The sequence below is a fragment of the Nonomuraea candida genome (genome assembly GCF_000725485.1).
Classification (GTDB): Bacteria; Actinomycetota; Actinomycetes; order Streptosporangiales; family Streptosporangiaceae; genus Nonomuraea; species Nonomuraea candida.
Genome location: NZ_JOAG01000009.1, coordinates 284,009 through 303,608, shown reverse-complemented (window position 1 = coordinate 303,608; position 19,600 = coordinate 284,009). Strand labels below are relative to the sequence as shown.

General features: G+C 73.6%; 19 protein-coding genes. 9 read left to right on the top strand and 10 right to left on the bottom strand.

What is annotated here, in order from left to right; genetic code table 11:
• Window positions 1–53 precede the first annotated feature (53 nt).
• Genes IO39_RS09695 through IO39_RS09685 form a run of 3 tightly spaced genes read left to right on the top strand, consistent with a single transcriptional unit; the run spans window position 54 to window position 2,139 of the window.
• Window positions 54–1,277 (top strand): styrene monooxygenase/indole monooxygenase family protein, encoded by a 1,224-nt coding sequence (locus tag IO39_RS09695; protein WP_043619200.1) that lies wholly within the window; start codon window positions 54–56, stop codon window positions 1,275–1,277.
• Complete coding sequence (locus IO39_RS54250; protein WP_157548113.1) at window positions 1,274–1,864, top strand: flavin reductase family protein; 591 nt, start codon at window positions 1,274–1,276, stop codon at window positions 1,862–1,864. The genes IO39_RS09695 and IO39_RS54250 overlap by 4 nt, the downstream gene beginning before the upstream one ends.
• The gene (locus IO39_RS09685; protein ID WP_043619198.1) at window positions 1,861–2,139 is read left to right on the top strand and encodes a hypothetical protein; all 279 of its coding nucleotides are present in this window, start codon (window positions 1,861–1,863) and stop codon (window positions 2,137–2,139) included. The genes IO39_RS54250 and IO39_RS09685 overlap by 4 nt, the downstream gene beginning before the upstream one ends.
• Window positions 2,140–2,194: 55 nt before the next feature.
• Here the strand turns inward: IO39_RS09685 and IO39_RS09680 are convergent, their stop codons facing one another.
• The 3 genes from IO39_RS09680 to IO39_RS09670 are packed head-to-tail and all read right to left on the bottom strand — an operon-like array spanning window position 2,195 to window position 4,565.
• Window positions 2,195–3,142 carry a LysR family transcriptional regulator gene (locus tag IO39_RS09680; protein ID WP_157548111.1) on the bottom strand — a complete coding sequence of 316 codons (948 nt, stop codon included), beginning with the start codon at window positions 3,140–3,142 and terminating at the stop codon, window positions 2,195–2,197.
• A gap of 60 nt (window positions 3,143–3,202) precedes the next feature.
• Complete coding sequence (locus IO39_RS09675) at window positions 3,203–4,198, bottom strand: acyl-CoA desaturase (RefSeq protein ID WP_043619196.1); 996 nt, start codon at window positions 4,196–4,198, stop codon at window positions 3,203–3,205.
• 55 nt (window positions 4,199–4,253) lie between these two features.
• Window positions 4,254–4,565, bottom strand: a complete 312-nt coding sequence (locus IO39_RS09670; RefSeq protein WP_084772576.1) for a UBP-type zinc finger domain-containing protein — start codon at window positions 4,563–4,565, stop codon at window positions 4,254–4,256.
• 327 nt (window positions 4,566–4,892) lie between these two features.
• Between IO39_RS09670 and IO39_RS09665 the strand changes: the two genes are divergently transcribed.
• Entirely contained in the window at window positions 4,893–5,741 is an 849-nt protein-coding gene (locus tag IO39_RS09665; protein ID WP_084772604.1) for a SigB/SigF/SigG family RNA polymerase sigma factor, read from the top strand.
• On the opposite strand, the gene IO39_RS09660 is transcribed toward IO39_RS09665, so the two are convergent.
• A complete protein-coding gene (locus tag IO39_RS09660; protein ID WP_043619194.1) occupies window positions 5,695–6,942 on the bottom strand; it encodes a PP2C family protein-serine/threonine phosphatase in 1,248 nt (415 codons plus the stop codon). The genes IO39_RS09665 and IO39_RS09660 overlap by 47 nt on opposite strands.
• Before the next feature lie 213 nt (window positions 6,943–7,155).
• Here IO39_RS09660 and IO39_RS50430 point away from each other — a divergent pair, with 213 nt between their 5' ends.
• Together IO39_RS50430 and IO39_RS50425 are read left to right on the top strand one after the other, a co-directional pair.
• On the top strand, window positions 7,156–9,273 hold the full coding sequence (locus IO39_RS50430; protein WP_052422654.1) for a WD40 repeat domain-containing serine/threonine protein kinase: 2,118 nt from the start codon (window positions 7,156–7,158) through the stop codon (window positions 9,271–9,273).
• On the top strand, window positions 9,270–11,315 hold the full coding sequence (locus IO39_RS50425) for a serine/threonine-protein kinase (RefSeq protein ID WP_052422653.1): 2,046 nt from the start codon (window positions 9,270–9,272) through the stop codon (window positions 11,313–11,315). The genes IO39_RS50430 and IO39_RS50425 overlap by 4 nt, the downstream gene beginning before the upstream one ends.
• Window positions 11,316–11,387: 72 nt before the next feature.
• Here IO39_RS50425 and IO39_RS09645 read toward each other — a convergent pair whose 3' ends face one another.
• Together IO39_RS09645 and IO39_RS09640 are read right to left on the bottom strand one after the other, a co-directional pair.
• Entirely contained in the window at window positions 11,388–13,313 is a 1,926-nt protein-coding gene (locus tag IO39_RS09645) for an ABC transporter ATP-binding protein/permease (RefSeq protein ID WP_043619191.1), read from the bottom strand.
• A gap of 112 nt (window positions 13,314–13,425) precedes the next feature.
• Window positions 13,426–14,127 carry a GntR family transcriptional regulator gene (locus IO39_RS09640; protein WP_043619188.1) on the bottom strand — a complete coding sequence of 234 codons (702 nt, stop codon included), beginning with the start codon at window positions 14,125–14,127 and terminating at the stop codon, window positions 13,426–13,428.
• Window positions 14,128–14,266: 139 nt separating this feature from the next.
• Between IO39_RS09640 and IO39_RS09635 the strand changes: the two genes are divergently transcribed.
• Together IO39_RS09635 and IO39_RS09630 are read left to right on the top strand one after the other, a co-directional pair.
• Window positions 14,267–14,794 carry a YbhB/YbcL family Raf kinase inhibitor-like protein gene (locus IO39_RS09635; RefSeq protein WP_043619186.1) on the top strand — a complete coding sequence of 176 codons (528 nt, stop codon included), beginning with the start codon at window positions 14,267–14,269 and terminating at the stop codon, window positions 14,792–14,794.
• A 33-nt stretch (window positions 14,795–14,827) separates the two neighbouring features.
• Window positions 14,828–15,229: a cupin domain-containing protein gene (locus IO39_RS09630; protein ID WP_043619185.1), complete on the top strand. Its 402-nt coding sequence runs from the start codon at window positions 14,828–14,830 to the stop codon at window positions 15,227–15,229.
• 54 nt (window positions 15,230–15,283) lie between these two features.
• On the opposite strand, the gene IO39_RS09625 is transcribed toward IO39_RS09630, so the two are convergent.
• A complete protein-coding gene (locus IO39_RS09625) occupies window positions 15,284–16,525 on the bottom strand; it encodes a cytochrome P450 family protein (protein WP_043619183.1) in 1,242 nt (413 codons plus the stop codon).
• A gap of 93 nt (window positions 16,526–16,618) precedes the next feature.
• On the bottom strand, window positions 16,619–17,614 hold the full coding sequence (locus tag IO39_RS09620; RefSeq protein WP_281200065.1) for an RNA polymerase sigma-70 factor: 996 nt from the start codon (window positions 17,612–17,614) through the stop codon (window positions 16,619–16,621).
• 215 nt (window positions 17,615–17,829) lie between these two features.
• Here IO39_RS09620 and IO39_RS09615 point away from each other — a divergent pair, with 215 nt between their 5' ends.
• On the top strand, window positions 17,830–18,450 hold the full coding sequence (locus IO39_RS09615; protein WP_043619181.1) for an L-threonylcarbamoyladenylate synthase: 621 nt from the start codon (window positions 17,830–17,832) through the stop codon (window positions 18,448–18,450).
• Window positions 18,451–18,544: 94 nt separating this feature from the next.
• Here IO39_RS09615 and IO39_RS09610 read toward each other — a convergent pair whose 3' ends face one another.
• Together IO39_RS09610 and IO39_RS09605 are read right to left on the bottom strand one after the other, a co-directional pair.
• Window positions 18,545–18,925, bottom strand: a complete 381-nt coding sequence (locus tag IO39_RS09610) for a hypothetical protein (RefSeq protein ID WP_052422652.1) — start codon at window positions 18,923–18,925, stop codon at window positions 18,545–18,547.
• Window positions 18,926–18,928: 3 nt separating this feature from the next.
• Complete coding sequence (locus IO39_RS09605) at window positions 18,929–19,573, bottom strand: TetR/AcrR family transcriptional regulator (RefSeq protein ID WP_043619178.1); 645 nt, start codon at window positions 19,571–19,573, stop codon at window positions 18,929–18,931.
• Window positions 19,574–19,600: the final 27 nt, after the last annotated feature.

Genomic DNA, 19,600 nt, shown 5'->3' with positions numbered 1-19,600 from the left:
CTGTCAGGCGCCGATCACCACCTCCACTCCTGACACCGAAGGGACACCCCACCATGCGTGACATCCTCGTCGTCGGCGCCGGTCAGGCCGGGCTCCACCTGGCCATCGGCCTGCTCCGGCACGGCTACGACGTGACCCTCGTCTCCAACCGCACCCCCGAGTCCATCCGCGACGGCCGGGTGATGTCCGGGCAGGCCATGTTCGGCACCGCGCAGGCCCGCGAGCGCGAGGTCGGCCTCGACTGGTGGGCCGACGTCTGCCCGCCCATCGAGGGCATCGCGCTCACCGTCCCCGGCCCCGGCGGCGGCAAGGCGCTCGACTGGGCGGCGCGGCTGCACGTCCCGGCCCGCGCGGTGGACCAGCGGCTGAAGATGCCGGCCTGGCTGGCCGAGTTCGAGCGGCTCGGCGGCACGCTCGTCCTGCACGACGCCACCCCCGAGGACCTGGAGGGCTACGCCGCCCGCCACGACCTGGTGCTGGTCGCCGCGGGCAAGGGGCAGATCGCCTCGCTGTTCGAGCGGGACCCGGCACGCTCGCCGTACGCGACCCCGCAGCGCGCGCTCGCGGTCACCTACGTCAACGGTCTCGCGCCCCGGCCCGATCACTCGGCGGTCTGCTTCAACCTGCTCCCCGGCGTGGGCGAGTACTTCGTCTTCCCCGGGCTCACGCACACCGGGCCCTGCGAGATCATGGTGTTCGAGGGCGTGCCGGGCGGCCCCATGGACTGCTGGGGCGACGTGCGCACCCCCGCCGAGCACCTGGCGCGCGGCCGCCGCGTCCTGGAGACCTTCTTCCCGTGGGAGGCCGAGCGCTGCGCCGGGATCGAGCTCACCGACGACAACGCGGTCCTGACCGGCCGCTTCGCCCCCACGGTCCGCCGTCCCGTGGCCGTCCTGCCCTCCGGCGCGCCGGTGCTGGGCGTCGCCGACGTCGTGGTGCTCAACGATCCGATCACCGGGCAGGGCAGCAACAACGCCGCCAAGTGCGCCGCCACGTACCTGCGGGCCATCGTGGAACGCGGGGCGCGGCCGTTCGACGCGGACTGGATGCGGCGCACCTTCGAGCTGTACTGGGAGCAGGCCCGGCACGTCACGAGCTGGACCAACGCGCTGCTGGCCCCGGCCGAGCCGCACCACCTGGCGCTGCTGGGCGCCGCCGGGCAGCGGCCGGAGATCGCCTCGCGCTTCGTCAACGGCTTCGACGACCCCTCCGACTACGCCGAGTGGTTCATGGACGCCGGCCGGGCCGAGGACTACCTGAGCAGGGTCGCGGCATGAGATCGCTGCGCGAGGCCCTCGGGCAGTACGCGACCGGGGTGGCGGTGATCACGACGGCGACCGCCGACGGGCGGCGGGCGGGCGTGACCGTCAACTCCTTCACCTCGGTCTCGCTCGATCCGCCGCTGGTGCTCTGGTGCCTGTCGAACCGGGCGCCGAGCGCGCCGCTCTTCCTGCGCGCCGGGCGGTTCGCGGTGAACGTGCTCGCCGCCGGCCAGGACCACCTGTCCAGGCGCTTCGCCACGCCCTCGGCCGACAAGTTCGCCGGGGTGGAGCTGCTCGGCGCGGCGCCGCCGGTCCTCGCGGGGACGCTGGCCCACTTCGTCTGCCGGACCGAACGCGTCCACGACGGCGGCGACCACCACATCTTCGTCGGGGCGGTGGAACACCATCAGCGGGCCGAAGGGGAGCCGCTCGTCTTCCACTCCGGCCGCTACCGGACGTTCCGGCCCGAACCGGCCGTGAGCGGGGGCCGCGCGGCCGGTCACCCGGCCGGCCGGGTGTCCCCTCGTTGTGAGGAACGCACATCCGGAGGTGACAACCGCATCTGGGAAGGCGCCGCGCACGCCTCTACGGTCGGGGCATGACTCTCAGACGCCTCGCCGCCGCGACCGGCGCCGCGCTCCTGGCCGTCTCTCTCGCCGCCGCCCCCGCCAGGGCGGACGGCTACCACGAGTGCTTCTCCGGCACCCGCACCCCCGACGGCGAGTACCACAGGCTGTCCGCCCACGCGTGCGCCGGCGCGGGCTACTACCAGGTGACCGTCGTCGTCATGGTGGGCGACGCCCGCGGCACCCACTCCTGCGGCAGCGTGTTCTCCTGGCACGGTGACCTGGTGGGAGAGCGCTGCCGCCTGATCTGACCGGCGGGACCGGCGATCTGAGCGGCGGGACCGGCGATCTGAGCGGCGGGACCGGCTACGGGTGGCTGGTGACGCTCGGGGCGCCTTCCCCGGGCTCGGAGCCGATCGGCTCCAGCCAGCCGAGCCGCTCGGCCAGCCGCCGGGCGCTGTCGATGACGGTGGCGATGTGCGGCGAGGGGTTGTCCTGGTGCCACAGCAGCGACCAGGGGTAGTGCGTGGCGGGTTCGACCAGGGGCCGCCAGGTGGTGCCCGGCCGGTTGGAGGTGCGGAAGGAGGAGGGGACGCAGTGCACGCAGCGGTGCTGGAGCACGAGGTCGGCGGCGGCCCGGCTGCTCTGCACGGTGCCCTCGTAGACGGCGGGCGCGAACCCGGCGGAGCGGCACAACGTGATGACGAACTGGTTGAGCTCCGGGGTCTGCGACTCCTCGCCGAGCAGCAGGAGCTCGTCGGCGAGGGCGGCGACGGGCACGCCGCCGAGCTCGGCGAAGCGGTGCTCGTCGGGTACCAGCACGCCGAGCGGATCGAGCCTGACCAGCTTGGAGGTCACCTCGGCCGGAGCCTGTGAGGCGTGCCCGATGGCGATGTCGAGGCGGCCGTCGGCCAGCTGGCGATACTGCTCCGGAGTGCCCGCCTCGACCTGGTGGATGGTGAGGCCGGGATGGGCGTGCTGGAGCTCGCGCAGGATCTGCGGCATGGTGTCGTAGCCGGCGTCGATGATGCCGGCCCGCAGCACGGGCGCGGACCCGGCGGCGTTGCGCGCCGCCTGCGCGGCCCGGCCCACGTGATCGAGGATCTGCCGGGCCTCGACGAGGAAGGCCGCGCCCGCGGCGGTCAGGTCGACGTGGTGGGTGCTGCGGTTCAGCAGGCGCACGCCCAGCTCGCGTTCCAGCCGCTGGATCTGCTGGCTCAGCGCGGACTGCACGATGTGCTCCCGCGCGGCGGCCCGCCCGAAGTGCAACTCCTCTGCCAGGGTCACGAAATAGCGCAACTGACGCAGCTCCATGCTCGCCACCCCTTCCCGCCCGGGCGGCGCCTATCCGGGCCGTCTCCTCCACTCTAGGCATCACATGGCGGTGCCGGTTCGTGGAGGAGGGCCGGAGCGGCGGCGTTGCATGCGCCGGCGGTCGGGCCAGTGCACGTTCCCGGCCCAGCCGAGCCGCTCGAACACGGCGATCAGGGCGGCGGACGGGTCGAGCTGGCCGCGGTCGACCCCGTGGCGGGCGCAGCTCGGCTCGCTGTGGTGGCCGTTGTGCCAGCTCTCGCCGAAGGACAGCAGCGCCAGCGGCCACAGGTTCGTCGAGCGGTCGTGGCGGCGGGTCCGGAAGGGCCTGGTCCCGATGACGTGGCACAGGGAGTTGACGCTCCAGGTGACGTGCTGGAGCAGCGCGACGCGGATCAGGCCGGCCCACAGGAAGGCGGTCAGGCCGCCGTACAGGGTGCCGGTGATCGCCCATCCGGCCAGGAACGGCAGCGCCAGCGACAGCGCGCACAACGCGGGGAAGGCGCGTGCGACGCGGGCCATGGCCGGGTCGGCCAGCAGGTCGGGGGCGTAGCGCGCGGGCGGGGTCGGGTCGTCGGCGAACAGCCAGCCCAGGTGGGCGTGGGCGAGCCCGCGGAGCTGGCCGCGCAGGCCGGTGCCGTAGCGGTAGGGGGAGTGCGGGTCGCCGGGCCGGTCGGTGAACGCGTGATGGCGGCGGTGCACCGCCACCCAGTCGATCACGTTGCCCTGGAAGCCCATCGAGCCGGCGACCGCCAGCGCCACGCGCAGCCAGGGCCGGGCGGTGAAGGAGGCGTGGGTGAGCAGCCGGTGGAAGCCGACCGTCACTCCCAGGCCGGTCACCACGTACAGGACCGCGGCCAGCAGCAGGTCGGTGAGCGTGACCCCGCTCCCCCAGGCCAGGAAGATCGCGACGGCCAGCGCGGCGAACGGCAGGACCACGATCGTCCCCGTCAGCGCCACCTGGAGCCGTCCGGCCGGGACGTGCTCCTCCGCTCCGGGGAAGGGCGAGGTGCCGTCGTAGTCGTGCCGGCGTTCCGCCGTCTGTTCGGAAGTGGTCATAAGGTCTCTTTCATCTCGTCTGTACGGTGGGGTCATCGGTGCGGGTGGAAGGCGGCTAGACGGTGCGGCGGTGCACGTAGCACCAGCGCCAGGTCGATCCGGGCGCCAGGGCGGCGACGACCGGGTGGTCGGTCTCCTCGTAGTGGGCGCGCGCGTGGCCGCCCCGCGAGTCGTCGGCGCAGGCCACCCATCCGCAGCTCAGGCACACCAGCAACCGCGTCCAGGGACGGCCGAGGCGCCGGCATTCCGCGCACTCGGGCGGTCCGGGCTCCACGACCGGGAGCTCGGCCACGTGATCGCAGCGCGGGATCTGGCCGTTCAGGCCCGCGCGGCCGGTCGTGTTCGTGCGTTGTGCGTCCAGGGTCATGACGACGCCCTCACCGTGGCAGCGACGCGAGCTGCGCCGTCTGGTCACCACCAGTCAAGGGGACGGGCGGGCCGGGGGAAATGCGCGATCCGAGCCTGCCTCATCAGCTGCGCCGATAACGGGCCCGCCGGCGCCGACCGGCTGCCCCCGTCGTCAAACCGCGCAGGAGGGTGACACTACTGTGGCGGGGCGGCGGGGGTATGCGGGCACGTCAGGGTAGGAGTGCGGAGGAAGCCCGGCAGAAGGCTTCCTCTCGATACCAGCCGAGGTGTGCTCCCTCGCGGCGCTTTTTCCTGACGGGGCGGCCTGCCAGACATGGAGCAGGACATGACCGTTCAGGACCTCACGCGTGCGGAGAGCACGACCGCCGAACACCTCTTGACGCGGATGGTGGCGCCGGAGACCTCCGACGCCGATCGGGCGCGGCTGCGCGAGCTGCTGGTGCGGATGCACGAGCGGCTGGCCAAGGAGATCGCCAACCGCTACCGCAACCGGGGCGAGCCGATGGAGGACCTGCTGCAGGCCGCCTACGTCGGCCTGGTCAAGTCCATCAACGGGTTCGACGCCGGCCTCGGTCACGACTTTCGCGGCTACGCGGCCGTGACCATGATCGGTGAGGTCAAACGCCACTTCCGGGACCGTACGTGGGCGGTGCGGGTGCCGCGCCTCTACCAGGAGCGCCGCGCCGAGCTCAACCGGGTCACGGCGGAGCTCACCCAGGACCTGAGCCGCGCCCCGACGGTGGCCGAGCTGGCGGACGGGATGGCCATGTCGCAGGAGGAGGTGCTGCTGGTGCTGGAGGCCTCGGCCGCCTACAGCACGCTGTCGCTGGACGTGCCGACCATCAGCGGCGAGGAGGACTCCGTCACGCTGGGCGAGCTGCTCGCCGACCATGACGACACGCTGGACACGCTGCTCGACGCGCACGTCGTCAAGCCGCTCATCGACGCCCTGCCCGACCGGGAGAAGCACATCCTGCTCCTGCGCTTCTACGGCAACTGCACCCAGGCCGAGATAGCCGCCGAGTTCGGCATCTCGCAGATGCACGTCTCCCGGATCCTGCGCGCGGTGCTGCACCGGCTGCACGAGACGTTGTCGCAGCAGAGCGACCCGCCCGCCGCCCCGCACGTCACAGGACGAGCTGCCGGTGCCGCTGGCTGCGCCACTCGACCGTGACCACGGTGGCGTCGTCCTGGAGGCGGCCGCGCTGGTGCTCCAGGATGTTCTGGATCAGCCGGCGCAGCGTCTCCGGCGCCGACATGCCGTCGGCCTCGCGGCGGACGACGAAGTCGATGAACCGTTCCAGCCCGAACAGCTCCCCCTCCGGGCTCTGGGCCTCGATGACGCCGTCGGTGTAGAACAGCAGCCGGTCCCCCGGCTGCAGCTGGTAGCGCAGCAGGCCCGTGGAGATGCCCAGCCGGAAGCCCATCGGCGGGTCGGGCACGCTCGACAGGGTGGCGACCTGCCGGCCGTCCCGCAGCACCAAGGGGGGATGGTGGCCCCGGTTGACCCAGCTCAGCCAGCCTGTCCGCAGGTCCAGGTCGGCCAGGATGCCGGTGGCGTACCGTCCGGTGAACTGCTCGGCGATCGCCTCGTCGGCCGCCTCGCTCGTCGCCGGGAGGTCCTTGCCCTGGCGGCGGTTGTTGCGGCAGGCGCCCATGGCGATGGTGGCGGTCAGGCCGGCGGAGGTGTCGTGGCCCATCGCGTCGAAGATCGACACGTGCAGCGTGTCGCCGCTGATGGCGAAGTCGTAGGCGTCCCCGCCCACCTCGTACGCCGGTTCCAGCGCCGTGCTGACCACCACCTTGTCGTTGGCGAAGGTCCCCGGCGGGAGCAGGTTCCACAACACCTCGGCCGACATCGCCATCGGCTGGGCGCGGACCAGGCGGGCGTAGGAGTCGCTGTGCGGGCGCTTGCTGATCACCAGCAGCGCGACCAGGGAGGCGAGCTGCCCGGCCAGCGGCTCGGCGGCCGGCGCGCTCACCGGCGCGGTCAGCCCGATCACGCCGACCCGCTCGGTGCCGTCCAGCAGCGGCACCCACAACCGCTGTGAGGCCTCGCCGTCCGGCCACGACCGCGCCGCCTCCTCCTCGGCGGGGTCGGCCACGCGCCGGGCCCTGACGATCTCCACGTTGCGGAAGGCGCGCCCCGCGACCGTGCCGTCGATCCTGATGGGCCGCAGCGCCTCGCCGGACACGTCGTGCTGGCCGGGCAACGGCACCAGGTACTGCTGCTGGAGATCGGCGACGAAGATCATCGTCTCGGAGAACCCGACCAGCCGGGCGTGCCCGGCGACCTCCCCCGGGACCTCCTCCAGCGCGGACAGATGATTGGCGCTCAGCAGACCGCCCAGCATTCGCTCGCCGTCGTCGGTCATGGTGACGCCCTCCCGAGGGGAATCCGTGCCAACACCATAGATCGTCACCCGCCCCGGGACGGCTTATCCGCGCCCGTGTGCCCGTCCTTCGACCGTTCCGTGCCGGGCCGGTGCGGGCGCAGGTCAGCCGGGAGTGCCCTGGTGCGCCGCCGGGATAGATCACCATAATGAGTGATCTACGGGGGTGAGCGGGGCGAGGGGAGTACGCGGGACATGTCGGTGATCCAGCCACTGCGTGAGGAAGATCCCACGGGGATCGGGTCCTGCCGGCTCGTGGGGAGGCTGGGCGCGAGCACCTATCTCGGGGAGACCGGCGACGGCGCGCGGGTGGTCGTCAAGGTGCTGCCCGCCGACGTCGATCCCGGCCGCTTCCTCAGGGCCGTCGAGCCGCTCCGCGACGTCTCGGCCTTCTGCACGGCGCAGGTCCTCGGCTCCGGCACGCTGGCGGACGGTCGGCCGTTCGTGATCAGCGAGTTCATCGACGGGCCGACGCTGCGGGAGGCCGTGGCGGCGGGCGAGCCCCCGCGCGACGCGGCGCTGCACCGGTTCGCGGTGGGGACGGTGACGGCCCTGGTCGCGCTGCACCAGACGGGAGCGGTCCACGGCGACCTGGGGCCGGACACGGTGGTGCTCGGGCCGGACGGTCCCCGGGTGATCGGGTTGGGGCTGGCGCGGGCGCTGGAGTCCACCGGCGGGGCCACGACCCGCAAGGTGGAGGTCCCCGCGTTCACCGCTCCCGAGCGGTTGCGGGGGGATGAGCCGGGCCCGGCCGCTGACCTGTTCTCGTGGGGGGCGACGATCGCGTACGCCGCCTCCGGCCGCTCGCCCTTCGACGGCGGCTCGATGGCCGGCACGGTGAACCGCATCGCCCGCGCCGAGCCGGAGCTGCCGCCGGAGCTGGGCGACCTGAGCGAGCTGGTGCTGGCCTGCCTGGACAAGGACCCGGCGCGCCGCCCCGCCGCGAGCGAGGTGTTGTTACGCCTGGTGGGAGAGACGAGCTTGCTGACCGGTACGGCCCCCGGGGCCGCCCGGGGAACGCGGGATTCGGCGGCTCCCTCGGACGCCCCGGAAGCGGACCTGGCGGAAGTCACGCCGGCCGTCACCGCACCCCGTCGCCGGCGGAGCCCGATGGTGATCGCGGTGGCCGCGTTCGTCGCGGGGGCCGTGTTGTCGGGCGGCGGCGTGTACGCGCTGACCTCGGCGGATCAGCGGGAGAGGCCGGTCGCCGCCGCGCCGGCCGGAAGCGCGGGCGCGGCGCCGTCTCAGGCACCGTCCCAGGCGGCGGGACAGGCAGGAGCGACGCCGGGACAGGCAGGAGCGACGCCGGGACGGGCGGGGGCGGTGCCGGGCCAGGCGGACGGGACGCCGGGCCGGGCAGGAGCGGTGCTCACGGCGCCGCCGCAGGTGACGGCCGAGGCGACGGTCGCGCCCGTGCCGCCGGTGGCGAAGCGGGCCGACCGGGACGTGAAGCTGCCCGACCTCGGGGCCACGCTGCACGAGCACCCCTCCGACGCGCTGCGCCTGGCGGCGTACCTCCAGGCCAAGGAGCCGTTCAAGGCGTTCGCCAGGGACGCCTCGGGAACGTTCAAGGAGGTCGGCTTCGGCGAGGAGCCGGTGGTCTCGCCGGACGGCGCGTGGGTGGCGCTGAACCCGTGGCTGAAGTTCCAGGACTCCGACCTGGACCAGGTCAGGTTCGTCAACCTCAAGACGGGCGAGCGGTTCTCGGTCACCACCGTGCGCAAGCCGAAGCAGACGTGGTTCCCGTCGTGGTCGCGCGACGGCAGGCGGCTGGTGTTGTCGATCACCGATGAGAAGCGGACCAGGATCAGCGGCTTCGCGCTGGTGGACGTGGCCGCCAGGACCGCCAGGGTGGTCGAGTCGGAGTACGCCGACGACATCACGCTGGCGTTCACCTTCACCCCGGACGGCGGGCTGGCACGCGGCTACCACGACGGCGACGCCATCGGCGTCGACTTCTACAACGACGCGGGCCAGGTGATCCGGAGCATGCACTGGGTGGGCAAACCGCGCAACCGCGACTGGTTCTCCCCCTCCGGCAAGCTGTTCGCCACCATCTGTCCCAAGGGCGGGAACGTGTGCGTGTGGAACGCCGAGACCGGCGTGCGCGTGGCCACCGTGCCGGGGATCGGCCCGAAGACGGGGCTGCTGGGCTGGTTCGACGAGGCCCACCTGCTCGTCCAGGAGCCGGACGGGAAGCGCAAGAACCGCGCCGAGGTGCGCATCGTGGACCTGGCCGGCGACGTGTCGCGGGTGCTCGCCGACGTCAACCCGGTCAACGGCGCCCTGAACTGGGCGCCTCCCGCGCGGTGAGCGCCGTGCCGGCCACGCCGCCGCTCGCCGGCGACCCGGTGAAGGTGGCGTCGTACCGCGTGCTGGGGCGGCTCGGCGAGGGCGGCCAGGGGGTGGTGTACCTCGGGGAGTCGCCGCGGGGCGAGAAGGTCGCGGTCAAGATGTTGCGGTACGACCCGGCGCGCGACCACGGGACGGGCGGCCTGGCCGGCTTCGCCAGGGAGATCGAGCTGACCCGGCGCGTGAAGGCGTTCTGCACCGCGAACGTGCTGGAGACCGGCGACCTGGACGGGGTGCCGTACATCGTCAGCGAGTACGTGGACGGCCCGTCCCTGGCACAGGTGATCGCCCGGCGCGGGCCGCTGCGCGGCGCGGAGCTGCGCCGGCTGGCGATCGGCACGCTGACCGCGCTGGCGGCGATCCACCAGGCCGGGGTGGTGCACCGGGACTTCAAACCGGGCAACGTGCTGCTCGGGCGCGACGGGCCGAGGGTGATCGACTTCGGGATCGCGCGCGGGCTGGAGGCGGGCGAGCGCGGCTCCGGCGAGCTGGTGGGGACGCCGCCGTACATGGCGCCCGAGCAGTTCTCCGAGGCGGGCTCCGGCGCGCCGGCCGACCTGTTCGCGTGGGCCGCCACGATCGTGGCGGCGGGCACGGGCCGGCCGCCGTTCGGCTCCGCCTCCACCCCCGTGGTCGTCAGCCGCATCCTCACGGCGGAGCCCGAGGTGGGCGATCTCCGGGGTGATCTGCGGGAGCTGGTGCTGCGCTGCCTGGCCAAGGACCCGGCCGAGCGGCCGGCGGCGCCGCACGCGCTGCTGACGCTGCTGGGACATCCCGTGCCGCCCCGGCGCCTGCTCGCGACCGGCCAGGAGTCCGCCGCCCCGCCTCCGGCCCCGGTCACGGGTGAGGTGCGGGGCGAGGTCCCGGGTGAGGTGGCCGGGGCGGGCAGCGGCGGGCCTCGCGCGGGGGCGCGGCGGCGGCCGCGGTACGGCGCCGCCGCCGCGGCGCTGGCGGTGCTCGCGGCGGGCGGCGCGGCGTACCTGCTGGCGCGACCGCCCGCCGGGCAGGCCGGCCAGATCACCGGGCAGGCCGGGCAGGTCACCGGGCAGGTCACCGGGCAGGTGGCCACGTCCGCTCCCGGGCGCCCGGCGCAGCCGCTCACGGCGCCGATGCGGACCTCCTCGGCGGCGACCGTCCGCCTCCCCGACTGGCCGATCACGGTGTACGACCATCCGGAGGACCCGATGTGGGTGTCGTCGGCCTTCGGGGCGGCGGCCGGCTCGGTGGCGGGTTCCCCGGCGTACGTCCGTGACCCCCGGTCGGGGACGTTCACCTATTTCGGCAGCTTCCAGACGCCGGTGGTCTCCCCCGGCGGCGCGTACGTCGCCGCCCTCACCCTCGGCAACCTGGCCCGCACCGACTTCAACGAGCTGCGCCTGGTGGACCGCCGCACCGGCGAGGACGTCCGGCTGCGCACCTCCGACAAGCCCGGCGACACCACCGACCTGCGCTGGAGCGACGACGAGCGCCTGCTGCTGACCGTGCACCAGGGCGCGGGGAAGAAGCGGCGCGCCAAGGGCTTCGTCGTGGTGGACCCGGTCACCAGGGCCGTCACGGTCCGCGACGTCCCGGGCGGCGGCCCCGGCCCGTACGTCTGGGGGCCCGGCGGCAGCGTGCTGCACCAGGGCGAGGACGGCACGGTCCGGGCGCACGACCTGACGGGCGCGCGGCTGCGCTCGTTCGCCGGCGTGGGCGACCTGTTCGCCGTCAACGCGGCGACCGTCCCGAGGTACGGCACGGTGTTCGGCACCCGCTGCCCGCCGCCGCGCCGCGGCCTGTGCCTGTGGGACGCCGTCACCGGGGAGCGCGCGGCCGAGGTGCCGCTCGGCGACGGCGTGGAGTTCGACGGCTGGCTGGACCGTGACCACTACCTGGCCAGGACCTCCGGCGGCGGGGTCACCAAGGTGGTGATGGCGGACCTGGCGGGCGAGCCGGTGCGCACGCTCGCCGAAGGCCCGGCGAAGGAGTTCGGCACGGTGACGATCCGGCTGACGCGCCGCTGACCGAAGGCCCGTCGCGCCCGCCACGGACCAGGCCCCACCCCCACGCCTGCCGTGGACGAGCGCGTTCCCCGGTCACACCCGGGCGGGCTCGGGCGCGTCGTCCCCCAGGGGCCTGAAGCGCCACTCGCCCGCGCCGAGCAGGGCGAGCTCGTGGGTGTGGTGCTGCTCGACCGTCGAGCGGTGGCTGACGCTGACCATGATGGTGTCGGGCAGCTCCGTGCGCACCCGCTGGTACAGGACGAACTCCAGGTGCTCGTCCAGCGCCGAGGTCGACTCGTCGAGGAACACCACCTTGGGCCTGGTCAGCAGGATCCGGGCGAACGCGATCCGCTGCTGCTCCCCCGGGGAGAGCACCTTGGCCCAGTCCTGCACCTCGTCGAGCCGGTCCACGAGGTGCGGCAGCGCGACCTCGCGCAGGACCTCCCGCAGGGCCTCGTCACCGGCGGCGCCCTCCCTGCCGGGATAGGTGACGACGGCGCGCAGGTCGCCGAGCGGCACGTAGGGCAGTTGTGACAGGAACATCGTCTCGTTCGGCCCGCACGGCCGGGTCAGCCTGCCGGTGGTGAACGGCCACAGCTCGGCGAGGCTGCGCAGCAGCGTGGTCTTGCCGCTGCCGGACGGCCCGGTGATGACCAGCGTGTCGCCGACGTCGAGCCGCAGGTCGAGCGGCTTGATCAGCTGCCGCCCGTCGGGGGTGCGGACCTCGACGGCCTCCAGCCGCACCGTGCCGTCGGCGCACGGCAGCGTGGTGACCTCGGGCAGTCGCCTGGCCTCCTCGTCGGCGACGACCAGGCCGTGCAACCGGATGATCGCCGCCCGGTACCCGGCGAAGGCGTCGTAGGCGTTCCTGAAGAAGGACAGGCCGTTCTGGATCTCGTTGAACGCCGAGGCCGACTGGGTGAGGTCGCCGAGGCGGATCTCGGCGGCGAACAGCCGGGGCGCCTGCAGCAGGTAGGGCAGGGGCACGATGCTCTGGCTGATCGCGAAGTTCCAGGCGTTGAAGCCGATGGTCCGGTTCAGGTAGCGCTGGTAGTTGGCGACGACAGGGGCGAACAGGCGGCGCAGCCCGGAGCGCTCCGCGAGCTCGCCCCGGTAGAACGCGACCGCCTCCGCCGCGTCGCGCAGGCGCACCAGGGCGTACCGGAAGGCGGCGTTGAACTTCTCGTTGCGGAAGGCCAGCCAGATGATCGGCTTGCCGATCCAGAACGCGACGACGGTGGCGAACAGCACGTAGACCAGCCCGATCCAGAACATCGCCCGGGGGATGTCCATCTCGCCGATGGAGAGCGTGCCGGAGAGGTTCCACAGGATCGCGGTGAACGACACGATCGCGGTGACCGCGGAGATCGCGCCGAACAGCAGCGTGCTGGACGTCCCCCCGTTGCTCGGCAGGTTGGGCAGGGGCCCGTTCCCGGCGGTGACCACGTCGATGTCGGACTGGATGCGCTGGTCCGGGTTGTCGATGGTGTCGTCGATGAAGCGCGAGCGGTAGTAGGCGCGGCCGTCGAGCCAGTCCCCGGTCAGCCGGTCGGTGAGCCACGCGCGCCAGGCCAGTGCGAACCGCTGGAACAGGAACAGGTCCAGCAGCAGCCGGGCGATGTGCACCGCCGCCAGGACGCAGAAGACCCACAGGGACGTCCAGAAGCCGCCCTCGCCGGAGACCTTCACCCGGTCGTCGCGGACGGCCATGCCCTGGACCGCGACCTGGAGGCTGGACAACATGTCGTTGCCCTGGTAGCTGAACAGCACGTTCAGCCGGACGCCGGTGATCACCGACAACAGCAGGACGCCGAGCCAGAGCCAGACCTTGAGGCTCTCCGGGCCGGTGAAGTACGCGCCGGTGATGCGCCAGAACTGCCTGCCCCACGTGGTGAAGCGGCCGATCAGTACGAGGACCGCCAGGGTGCACACCGCCGCGATCGCCCACGCCTTGGCGATCCACACCAGCGATGTCCACAGCTCGGTACCCCAGTCGAGCGTCGGGGTGAACAACTCCATTCCGGAAACGTATCGGCACGGAGCGTGACCGGCACGCCGGAGAGCCGAACTCGCACGAGGAAGTCGCCCGTCAGGCGTCCGCGGTCAGGCGTCCGCGGTCAGGCGTCCGCGGTCAGGCGTCCGCGGTCAGGCTGTCCACGGTCAGGCTGTCCACGGTCAGGCTGTCCACGGTCAGGGTCAGGTGCCGGACCAGCACGTCGGCGGCCGTGTCGGCGTCGCGGGCCAGGGCGGCCTCCTCCAGGCTGCGGTGCTCCGCGTGGCCGTCGCGCCCGGGGGTGCGCAGCGCCGACCAGCGGCGGGCCAGCTCACTGGCCGTCCACAACCGGTCGAAGGCATCGAGCAGCACCGGGTTGCCGCACCCCTCCAGCAGGGTCCGGTGGAACACGCGGTGGGCCTCCGACCAGGCGCCGCTGTAGTGCTCCCCCTCCTCCGGCACGTACGCCGGAGTGCGGGCCAGCCGGTGGTGGGCCGCGCGCACCCGGGCCTCCCAGTCGAGGTCGCCGCGTTCGATCGCCATGCGCAGCATCGCGGGCTCGATCGTGCGGCGCGCCTCGGCGATCTCCTGCCAGCGGCGGTCGGAGAAGTCGGGGACGGCGAAGCCGCGGTTGGGCAGGCGCACCGCGACGCCCTCGCCGACCAGCCCCACCAGGGCCTCCCGGACGACCGCCAGGCTGACCTGGTGCCCCTGGGCGAGCTCCTGCGGCTTGAGCGCCTGGCCCGGCGCGTATTCACCCCTCATGATCGCCTCCCGGAGCAGGGTGTGCACCCGCTCGGAGAGCATCTGCTTGGTCGCCGTGCCGGCCGTCTGCGTCATGCCAGCATCATAGACCATTCGACAAATAATCGATTTTCTGTGTTATCGTCGATGATGTCCGGCCGGGACCGCGACGGCTTCCCCCGTCGCTGCCAGAAAGGCCGGACCTCCCATCTCTCCTGACGCAAGGAACCGTGCGATGAACAACCCCTTTGCCCGCCTCCCCGAGGTGCCCTCCTTCACCGTCACCAGCACCACGCTGGCCGACGGCGCGCCCTGGCCCGCCGCGCAACTGTCCGGCGGCCTGCCCGGCGGACGGGACGTCTCCCCGCAGCTGTCCTGGAACGGCGCCCCCGAGGGGACGAAGAGCTACGCCGTGACCGTGTACGACCCGGACGCGCCGACCGGCTCCGGGTTCTGGCACTGGGCCGTGGCCGACATTCCCGCCGGCGTCACCGAGCTGCCGGAGGGCGCGGGCGACGAGAGCGGCTCGGGGCTGCCGGAGGGCGCCTACCAGCTCCCCAACGACGCCCGCGCGGCGCGCTTCATCGGCGCCGCCCCGCCGGCCGGGCACGGCCCGCACCGCTACTTCATCGTGGTGCACGCCCTCGACGTCGCGGCCATCGGCGTCCCGGCCGACGCCACCCCCGCCTACCTGGGCTTCACCATTTCCGGGCACGTCCTCGGCCGCGCGGTCATGACCGCCACCGCCGAGACCCCGGCCTGACCGCCCGCGAGGCGGAGGAAGGTTCGTCCCCGCATGACCGTGACCCCGATCGAGCTCTTCGCGTCCTGCATCCACCTGCACCCGGGCGGCCGGATCCACGCCAGGACCGCCCCTCCCGACGCCGGCCGGGACGGCTGGCGGCTGCGGGCCTACCACGCCAGGACCGACGCCGACGTGCACGGCGGCCGGTGGGAGGTGCATCCCGAGGCCGAGGAGGTGGTGTCCTGCATCGCGGGCAAGGTCCGCGTCCGCCTCCGCCCGCAGGCGCCGGGGCAGGCGGAGGAGGAGGTGAGGCTGTGGGCCGGGACCGCGGCCATCGTCCCGCGCGGCCGATGGCACCGCGTCCACCTGGACATCCCCAGCACCATCATGACCGTCACCCTGCCGCACGGCGGCCACCCGGAGGAGACCGCCGACGCCGGCCCGGGACGCTGAGCCCTCCGGCCACCGGCGTGCGCGGGCGGGGTCGGACCCGCGGCGGGGCGGGGATCAGGCCGGGGGCGCGAGCCTGACGGGCAGGGCGCGGAACCCGTTGGAGACGAAGGACTCCAGCGGCACCAGCTCACCGGCCTCGGGGGCCGGCGCGAGCCCCGGGAACCGCTCGAAGAGCGCGGGGAGCGCGATCGCCGCCTCCATCCTGGCCAGCGGCGCGCCCAGGCAGTGGTGCACGCCGTGGCCGAAGGCCAGGTGCTCCTTCACCGCCCGGGTGACATCGAACCGGTCGGCGTCCGGCCCGTGCGCGAGCGGGTCGCGCCCGGCGGCGCCGTAACAGGCGAGGATGGCCTCGCCCGCGCGCAGCACGACGCCGGCGCCGAGGTCGAGGTCCTCGACGGCGAACCGCAGCGGCAGGTTCGGCACGGGGGCCTGGTGGCGCAGCGTCTCCTCGACCACGTCCTCCCAGGTTGCGTCGCCGGCCCGGACCAGGGCGAGCTGCCCGGGGTGGGTGAGCAGCGCGACGACCGCGTTGCCGAGCAGGTTGACGGTGGTCTCGTGGCCCGCGCTCACGAACAGCGCCAGCGTGTCCACCAGCTCCTCCTCCGACAGCGGCGCGGTGTCGTCGCGGGCGGCGATCAGCGCCGAGGAGAGGTCGTCGCCGGGCCGTTCGCGCTTCTCCGCGACCAGGTCGCGCAGGATCTGCCGCAGGCGCGGGAAGGCGGCGGCGGTCTCCTCGGCCGACCTGCCGATGGTGAACAGCGCGTCCACGCAGCGGGCCACCTCCGCCCTGACGGCCTCGTCGCCGATGCCGAACAGCTCGCAGATCACCCTGATCGGCAGCCGCTGGGTGTAATGCTCGCGCAGGTCGACCGGCTCGCCGGGGGGCAGGCCGGCCAGCCCGTCCAGCAGCTCGCCGGTGATCGCCGTGACGCGCGGGCGCAGCGCGGCGACGCGGCGCACGGTGAAGGCCCCGGCGATCAGCCCGCGCAGCCGGCGATGGTCGGGACCGTACGCCGTGAGCATGTTGCGCACCGCCACCCAGGGGAACAGCGGCCACTCCTGGGAGATCTCGCCCTTGATCCAGGCCGGCCAGTGCCGGTAGGCGTCCTTGGACACCCGCGGATCGACGAGCAGCCGCCTGAGCAGCCCCGGCTCGCTCACCGCCCACGCCCGCACGCCGCCGGGCAGCTCGACGCGGACCGCCGGGCCGAGCGCCCGGATGCGCGCGGCCTCGCCGAGGATGTCGCGGCCGCTGGGATCGATGACGAAGGGGACGGTGCCGGCCTGCCTGTCCATGCTCTGCTCCAGTCTCGGTACGCGGGGCACGCCCCCTCCCGCCAGTAAAGGCGGCGTCCCCGCCCCTGTCGAGGCGGCCACCGTGCCGGAGTCTCAGCGGCTGACGGTGATCTCCCGTTCCATGTGCGCCAGCTTCTCGGGGTTGCGCACGGCGTACAGGCCGGTGATGAGGCCGTCCTCGACGCGCACCGCCACGACCGTGTCGGTCCGGCCGCCGAGCCGGAGGACGAGCCCGGGATGGCCGTTGACCAGGACCGGCTCCAGCGCCGCGCCCGCGACGCCGCGCAGCACGCCGGCCACCGCGCCCGCCCCCACGACGGGCTTCAGCCCGGCCCGCACCACTCCCCCGCCGTCGGTCAGCAGCACGACGTCCGGCGCGAGGAGGTCGAGCAGGCCCTGCACGTCACCGGTCTCGGCCGCCCGCCGGAAGGCCTCGATCACGCCGCGCGTCTCGGCCGGGGAGACCGGCCCGCGCGGCCGGCGGGCGGCGACGTGGGACCGGGCCCGGTGGGCGATCTGGCGGACGGCGGCCTGGCTCTTGCCGACGGCTTCGGCGATCTCGTCGTACGGCAGGTCGAACACGTCACGCAGCACGAACACCGCCCGCTCGACCGGCGTGAGCGTCTCCAGCACCAGCAGCATCGCCATCGAGACGCTGTCGGCCAGCTCGACGTCCTCGGCCACGTCCGGCGTCGTCAGCAGCGGCTCCGGCAGCCAGGGCCCGACGTAGGACTCCCGGCGCCGGTCCAGCGTGCGCAGCCGCTTCAGCGCCTGCCGGGTGGCGACCCTGACCAGGTACGCGCGCCGGTCCCGCACCTCGCCGAGATCGACGCGCATCCACGACAACCACGTCTCCTGCAGCGCGTCCTCGGCGTCGGCGGCCGACCCGAGCATCTCGTAGGCGACCGTGAACAGCAGGTTCCGATGCGCGAGAAACGCCTCCGTGGCGGGGTCCACGACCGGGGCCGCCGGCCGGTCGCCGCGATCGCCCGGCGCCGGACCCGTGACCGGCGTCGCCGGCTGCTCGCCGTGGTCGCTCATCTCCTGATCCATGGCCGGGGTGGCGGATCGGTCGCCGTGTTCGTCCATCGCCGGTTCCTGTCTGTTCGTTCGCGATCGTGCCTCCATACGATCCCGGCCGCCGTCGCCGTGTGACAGCCAGGGGCGGTGATCCATGTCACAGGCGTCCCGCCGGTCCGCCGGGGACCTCGGGCCGGCGGTCTCACGGTGGCGGCTGGCGCCCATGTGGAAGTTTCTCGCTACCGGCGGCGGGGAACCCCGGGGGCGCTTCTAAGATCCGAGGTGTGGCCAAGTACTTCGATCTGCATCCGGACAATCCCCAGCCCCGCCTGATCAGCCAGCTCGCCGAGATCCTGCGGGCCGACGGGCTCATCGCCTACCCCACGGACTCGGGCTACGCCCTGGGCTGCCGGCCGGGCAACAAGGAGGGCATCGACCGGATCAGGGAGATCCGCAGCCTGGGCAACGACCATCACTTCACCCTGGTCTGCCGGGACTTCGCCCAGTTCGGCCAGTACGTTCACCTGAGCAATGCGCTCTTCCGCCAGGTCAAGGCGGCGACTCCCGGCGGTTACACGTTCATCCTGCCCGCCACCAAGGAGGTGCCGCGGCGGCTGCTGCATCCCCGGAAGAAGACGGTCGGCGTGCGCATCCCCGACCACGTCGTCACCCAGGCACTGCTGGCCGAGCTCGGCGAGCCGCTGGTGTCGAGCACCCTGCTGCTGCCCGACGAGGCCGACCCCCTGACGCAGGGCTGGGAGATCAAGGAGCGGCTCGACCACGTGGTGGACGCCGTCATCGACGCCGGCGAGTGCGGCGCCACCCCGACGACCGTGGTCGACCTCTCCCAGGGCGAGCCCGAGATCCTCCGCCGCGGCACGGGAGACCCGGCCCTCTTCGAGTGACCGCTCGGCCCGCGCCGGGAAACTCCGCCGCCCGGCACGGGCCCCGGCCGGGCTCAGGCCGCGCCGAACCTCCACCGCCCGGCGCGGGCCGGGCTCAGCCCGTGGCGAGGAACTCCGCCGCCCGGCGCCAGGTGTCGCGCAGCACCGGATCGTCCACGGTCCAGGTGGTCGACCGGACCGTCCCCCGGCGGCGGAACTCGCGCATGATCTGCACGTGCACGGGCAGCCCCACGAAGTCCCGCATCGCCCGCGGGCTCGTCCACAGCGACACCGAGCCGGACCTGCGCCGCGTGGGCTCCATCCAGAGCCAGTGCCCGACGGCTCCCTCCAGGGTCGGCCACAGCCGGGCCAGGCGGGTGCCCGCCCGGTAGATCCGCGGCAGGTCGTACAGGTGGTCGCCGGTGAACGCGGTGACGCTGACGAGCACCTGCCCGTCGAGACCGGCCGGCCCTGGTGTCCAGGCGCTTCTCAGCACGGCTCAGCCCTCCGGCAGGACGGCGGGATCGGTGGCCAGGCCGCGCAGCCGCTCCAGGACGGCCCGGCGGGCGCGGGCGTAGGTGAGGTCGTGGCCCACCAGCCGCGCGTGGACGACCGTCGACTCGCCCAGCGCGTCGATCTCGTACGCGAGCTGCCCGGTGTCCAGGCCGGCGGGCAGCTCGCCAAGGGTGACCGCCTCGTCGAGCAGCGACCGGACGAACCCCAGCCAGTCGTGCAGCGACTCGGCCAGCCGGGCGCGCACCGCGCCGGGCCGGTCGTCGAACTCGGTCTGGGCGGCCAGGAAGAAGCAGCCGCCCGGCAGCGCGCCGCCGGCGTAGAAGGCCAGCCGCGCCTCGTGGAGCGCGAACACCCGGCGCACGCCGGCGGGCGCGCGCAGGGCGGGCCCCATGACGTGCTCGGTCCACTGGCGGCGCGCCCAGCCGACGGCGTCGAGCTGCAGGCGCTCCTTGTCCTTCCAGTGGGCGAACAGGCCGGACTTGCTCACGCCCAGGTGCTCGGCGAGGCGGGCGAACGTCAGGCCGTCCAGCCCGTGCACCGATGCCAGCGCCACGGCGGACTCCAGGACCGCCTCCCGGGTGCGCCGTCCCCGCAGCAGGCGGCCGTCGCCGCGCTTCTCGTCGTCCATGCCGACGACCGTACACCATAAAACCGA

Excerpts from the sequence above, each read along its gene's own strand:
- IO39_RS09630 (WP_043619185.1), top strand. The coding sequence starts at position 14,828 with ATGACCGTGACCCCGATCGAGCTCTTCGCGTCCTGCATCCACCTGCAC.
- IO39_RS09685 (WP_043619198.1), top strand. The coding sequence starts at position 1,861 with ATGACTCTCAGACGCCTCGCCGCCGCGACCGGCGCCGCGCTCCTGGCC.
- IO39_RS09625 (WP_043619183.1), bottom strand. The coding sequence starts at position 16,525 with ATGGACAGGCAGGCCGGCACCGTCCCCTTCGTCATCGATCCCAGCGGC.
- IO39_RS09645 (WP_043619191.1), bottom strand. The coding sequence starts at position 13,313 with ATGGAGTTGTTCACCCCGACGCTCGACTGGGGTACCGAGCTGTGGACA.
- IO39_RS09670 (WP_084772576.1), bottom strand. The coding sequence starts at position 4,565 with ATGACCCTGGACGCACAACGCACGAACACGACCGGCCGCGCGGGCCTG.
- IO39_RS09665 (WP_084772604.1), top strand. The coding sequence starts at position 4,893 with ATGACCGTTCAGGACCTCACGCGTGCGGAGAGCACGACCGCCGAACAC.
- IO39_RS09640 (WP_043619188.1), bottom strand. The coding sequence starts at position 14,127 with ATGACGCAGACGGCCGGCACGGCGACCAAGCAGATGCTCTCCGAGCGG.
- IO39_RS09635 (WP_043619186.1), top strand. The coding sequence starts at position 14,267 with ATGAACAACCCCTTTGCCCGCCTCCCCGAGGTGCCCTCCTTCACCGTC.
- IO39_RS09620 (WP_281200065.1), bottom strand. The coding sequence starts at position 17,614 with ATGGACGAACACGGCGACCGATCCGCCACCCCGGCCATGGATCAGGAG.
- IO39_RS09695 (WP_043619200.1), top strand. The coding sequence starts at position 54 with ATGCGTGACATCCTCGTCGTCGGCGCCGGTCAGGCCGGGCTCCACCTG.
- IO39_RS09660 (WP_043619194.1), bottom strand. The coding sequence starts at position 6,942 with ATGACCGACGACGGCGAGCGAATGCTGGGCGGTCTGCTGAGCGCCAAT.
- IO39_RS54250 (WP_157548113.1), top strand. The coding sequence starts at position 1,274 with ATGAGATCGCTGCGCGAGGCCCTCGGGCAGTACGCGACCGGGGTGGCG.
- IO39_RS50430 (WP_052422654.1), top strand. The coding sequence starts at position 7,156 with ATGTCGGTGATCCAGCCACTGCGTGAGGAAGATCCCACGGGGATCGGG.
- IO39_RS09680 (WP_157548111.1), bottom strand. The coding sequence starts at position 3,142 with ATGGAGCTGCGTCAGTTGCGCTATTTCGTGACCCTGGCAGAGGAGTTG.
- IO39_RS09605 (WP_043619178.1), bottom strand. The coding sequence starts at position 19,573 with ATGGACGACGAGAAGCGCGGCGACGGCCGCCTGCTGCGGGGACGGCGC.
- IO39_RS09675 (WP_043619196.1), bottom strand. The coding sequence starts at position 4,198 with ATGACCACTTCCGAACAGACGGCGGAACGCCGGCACGACTACGACGGC.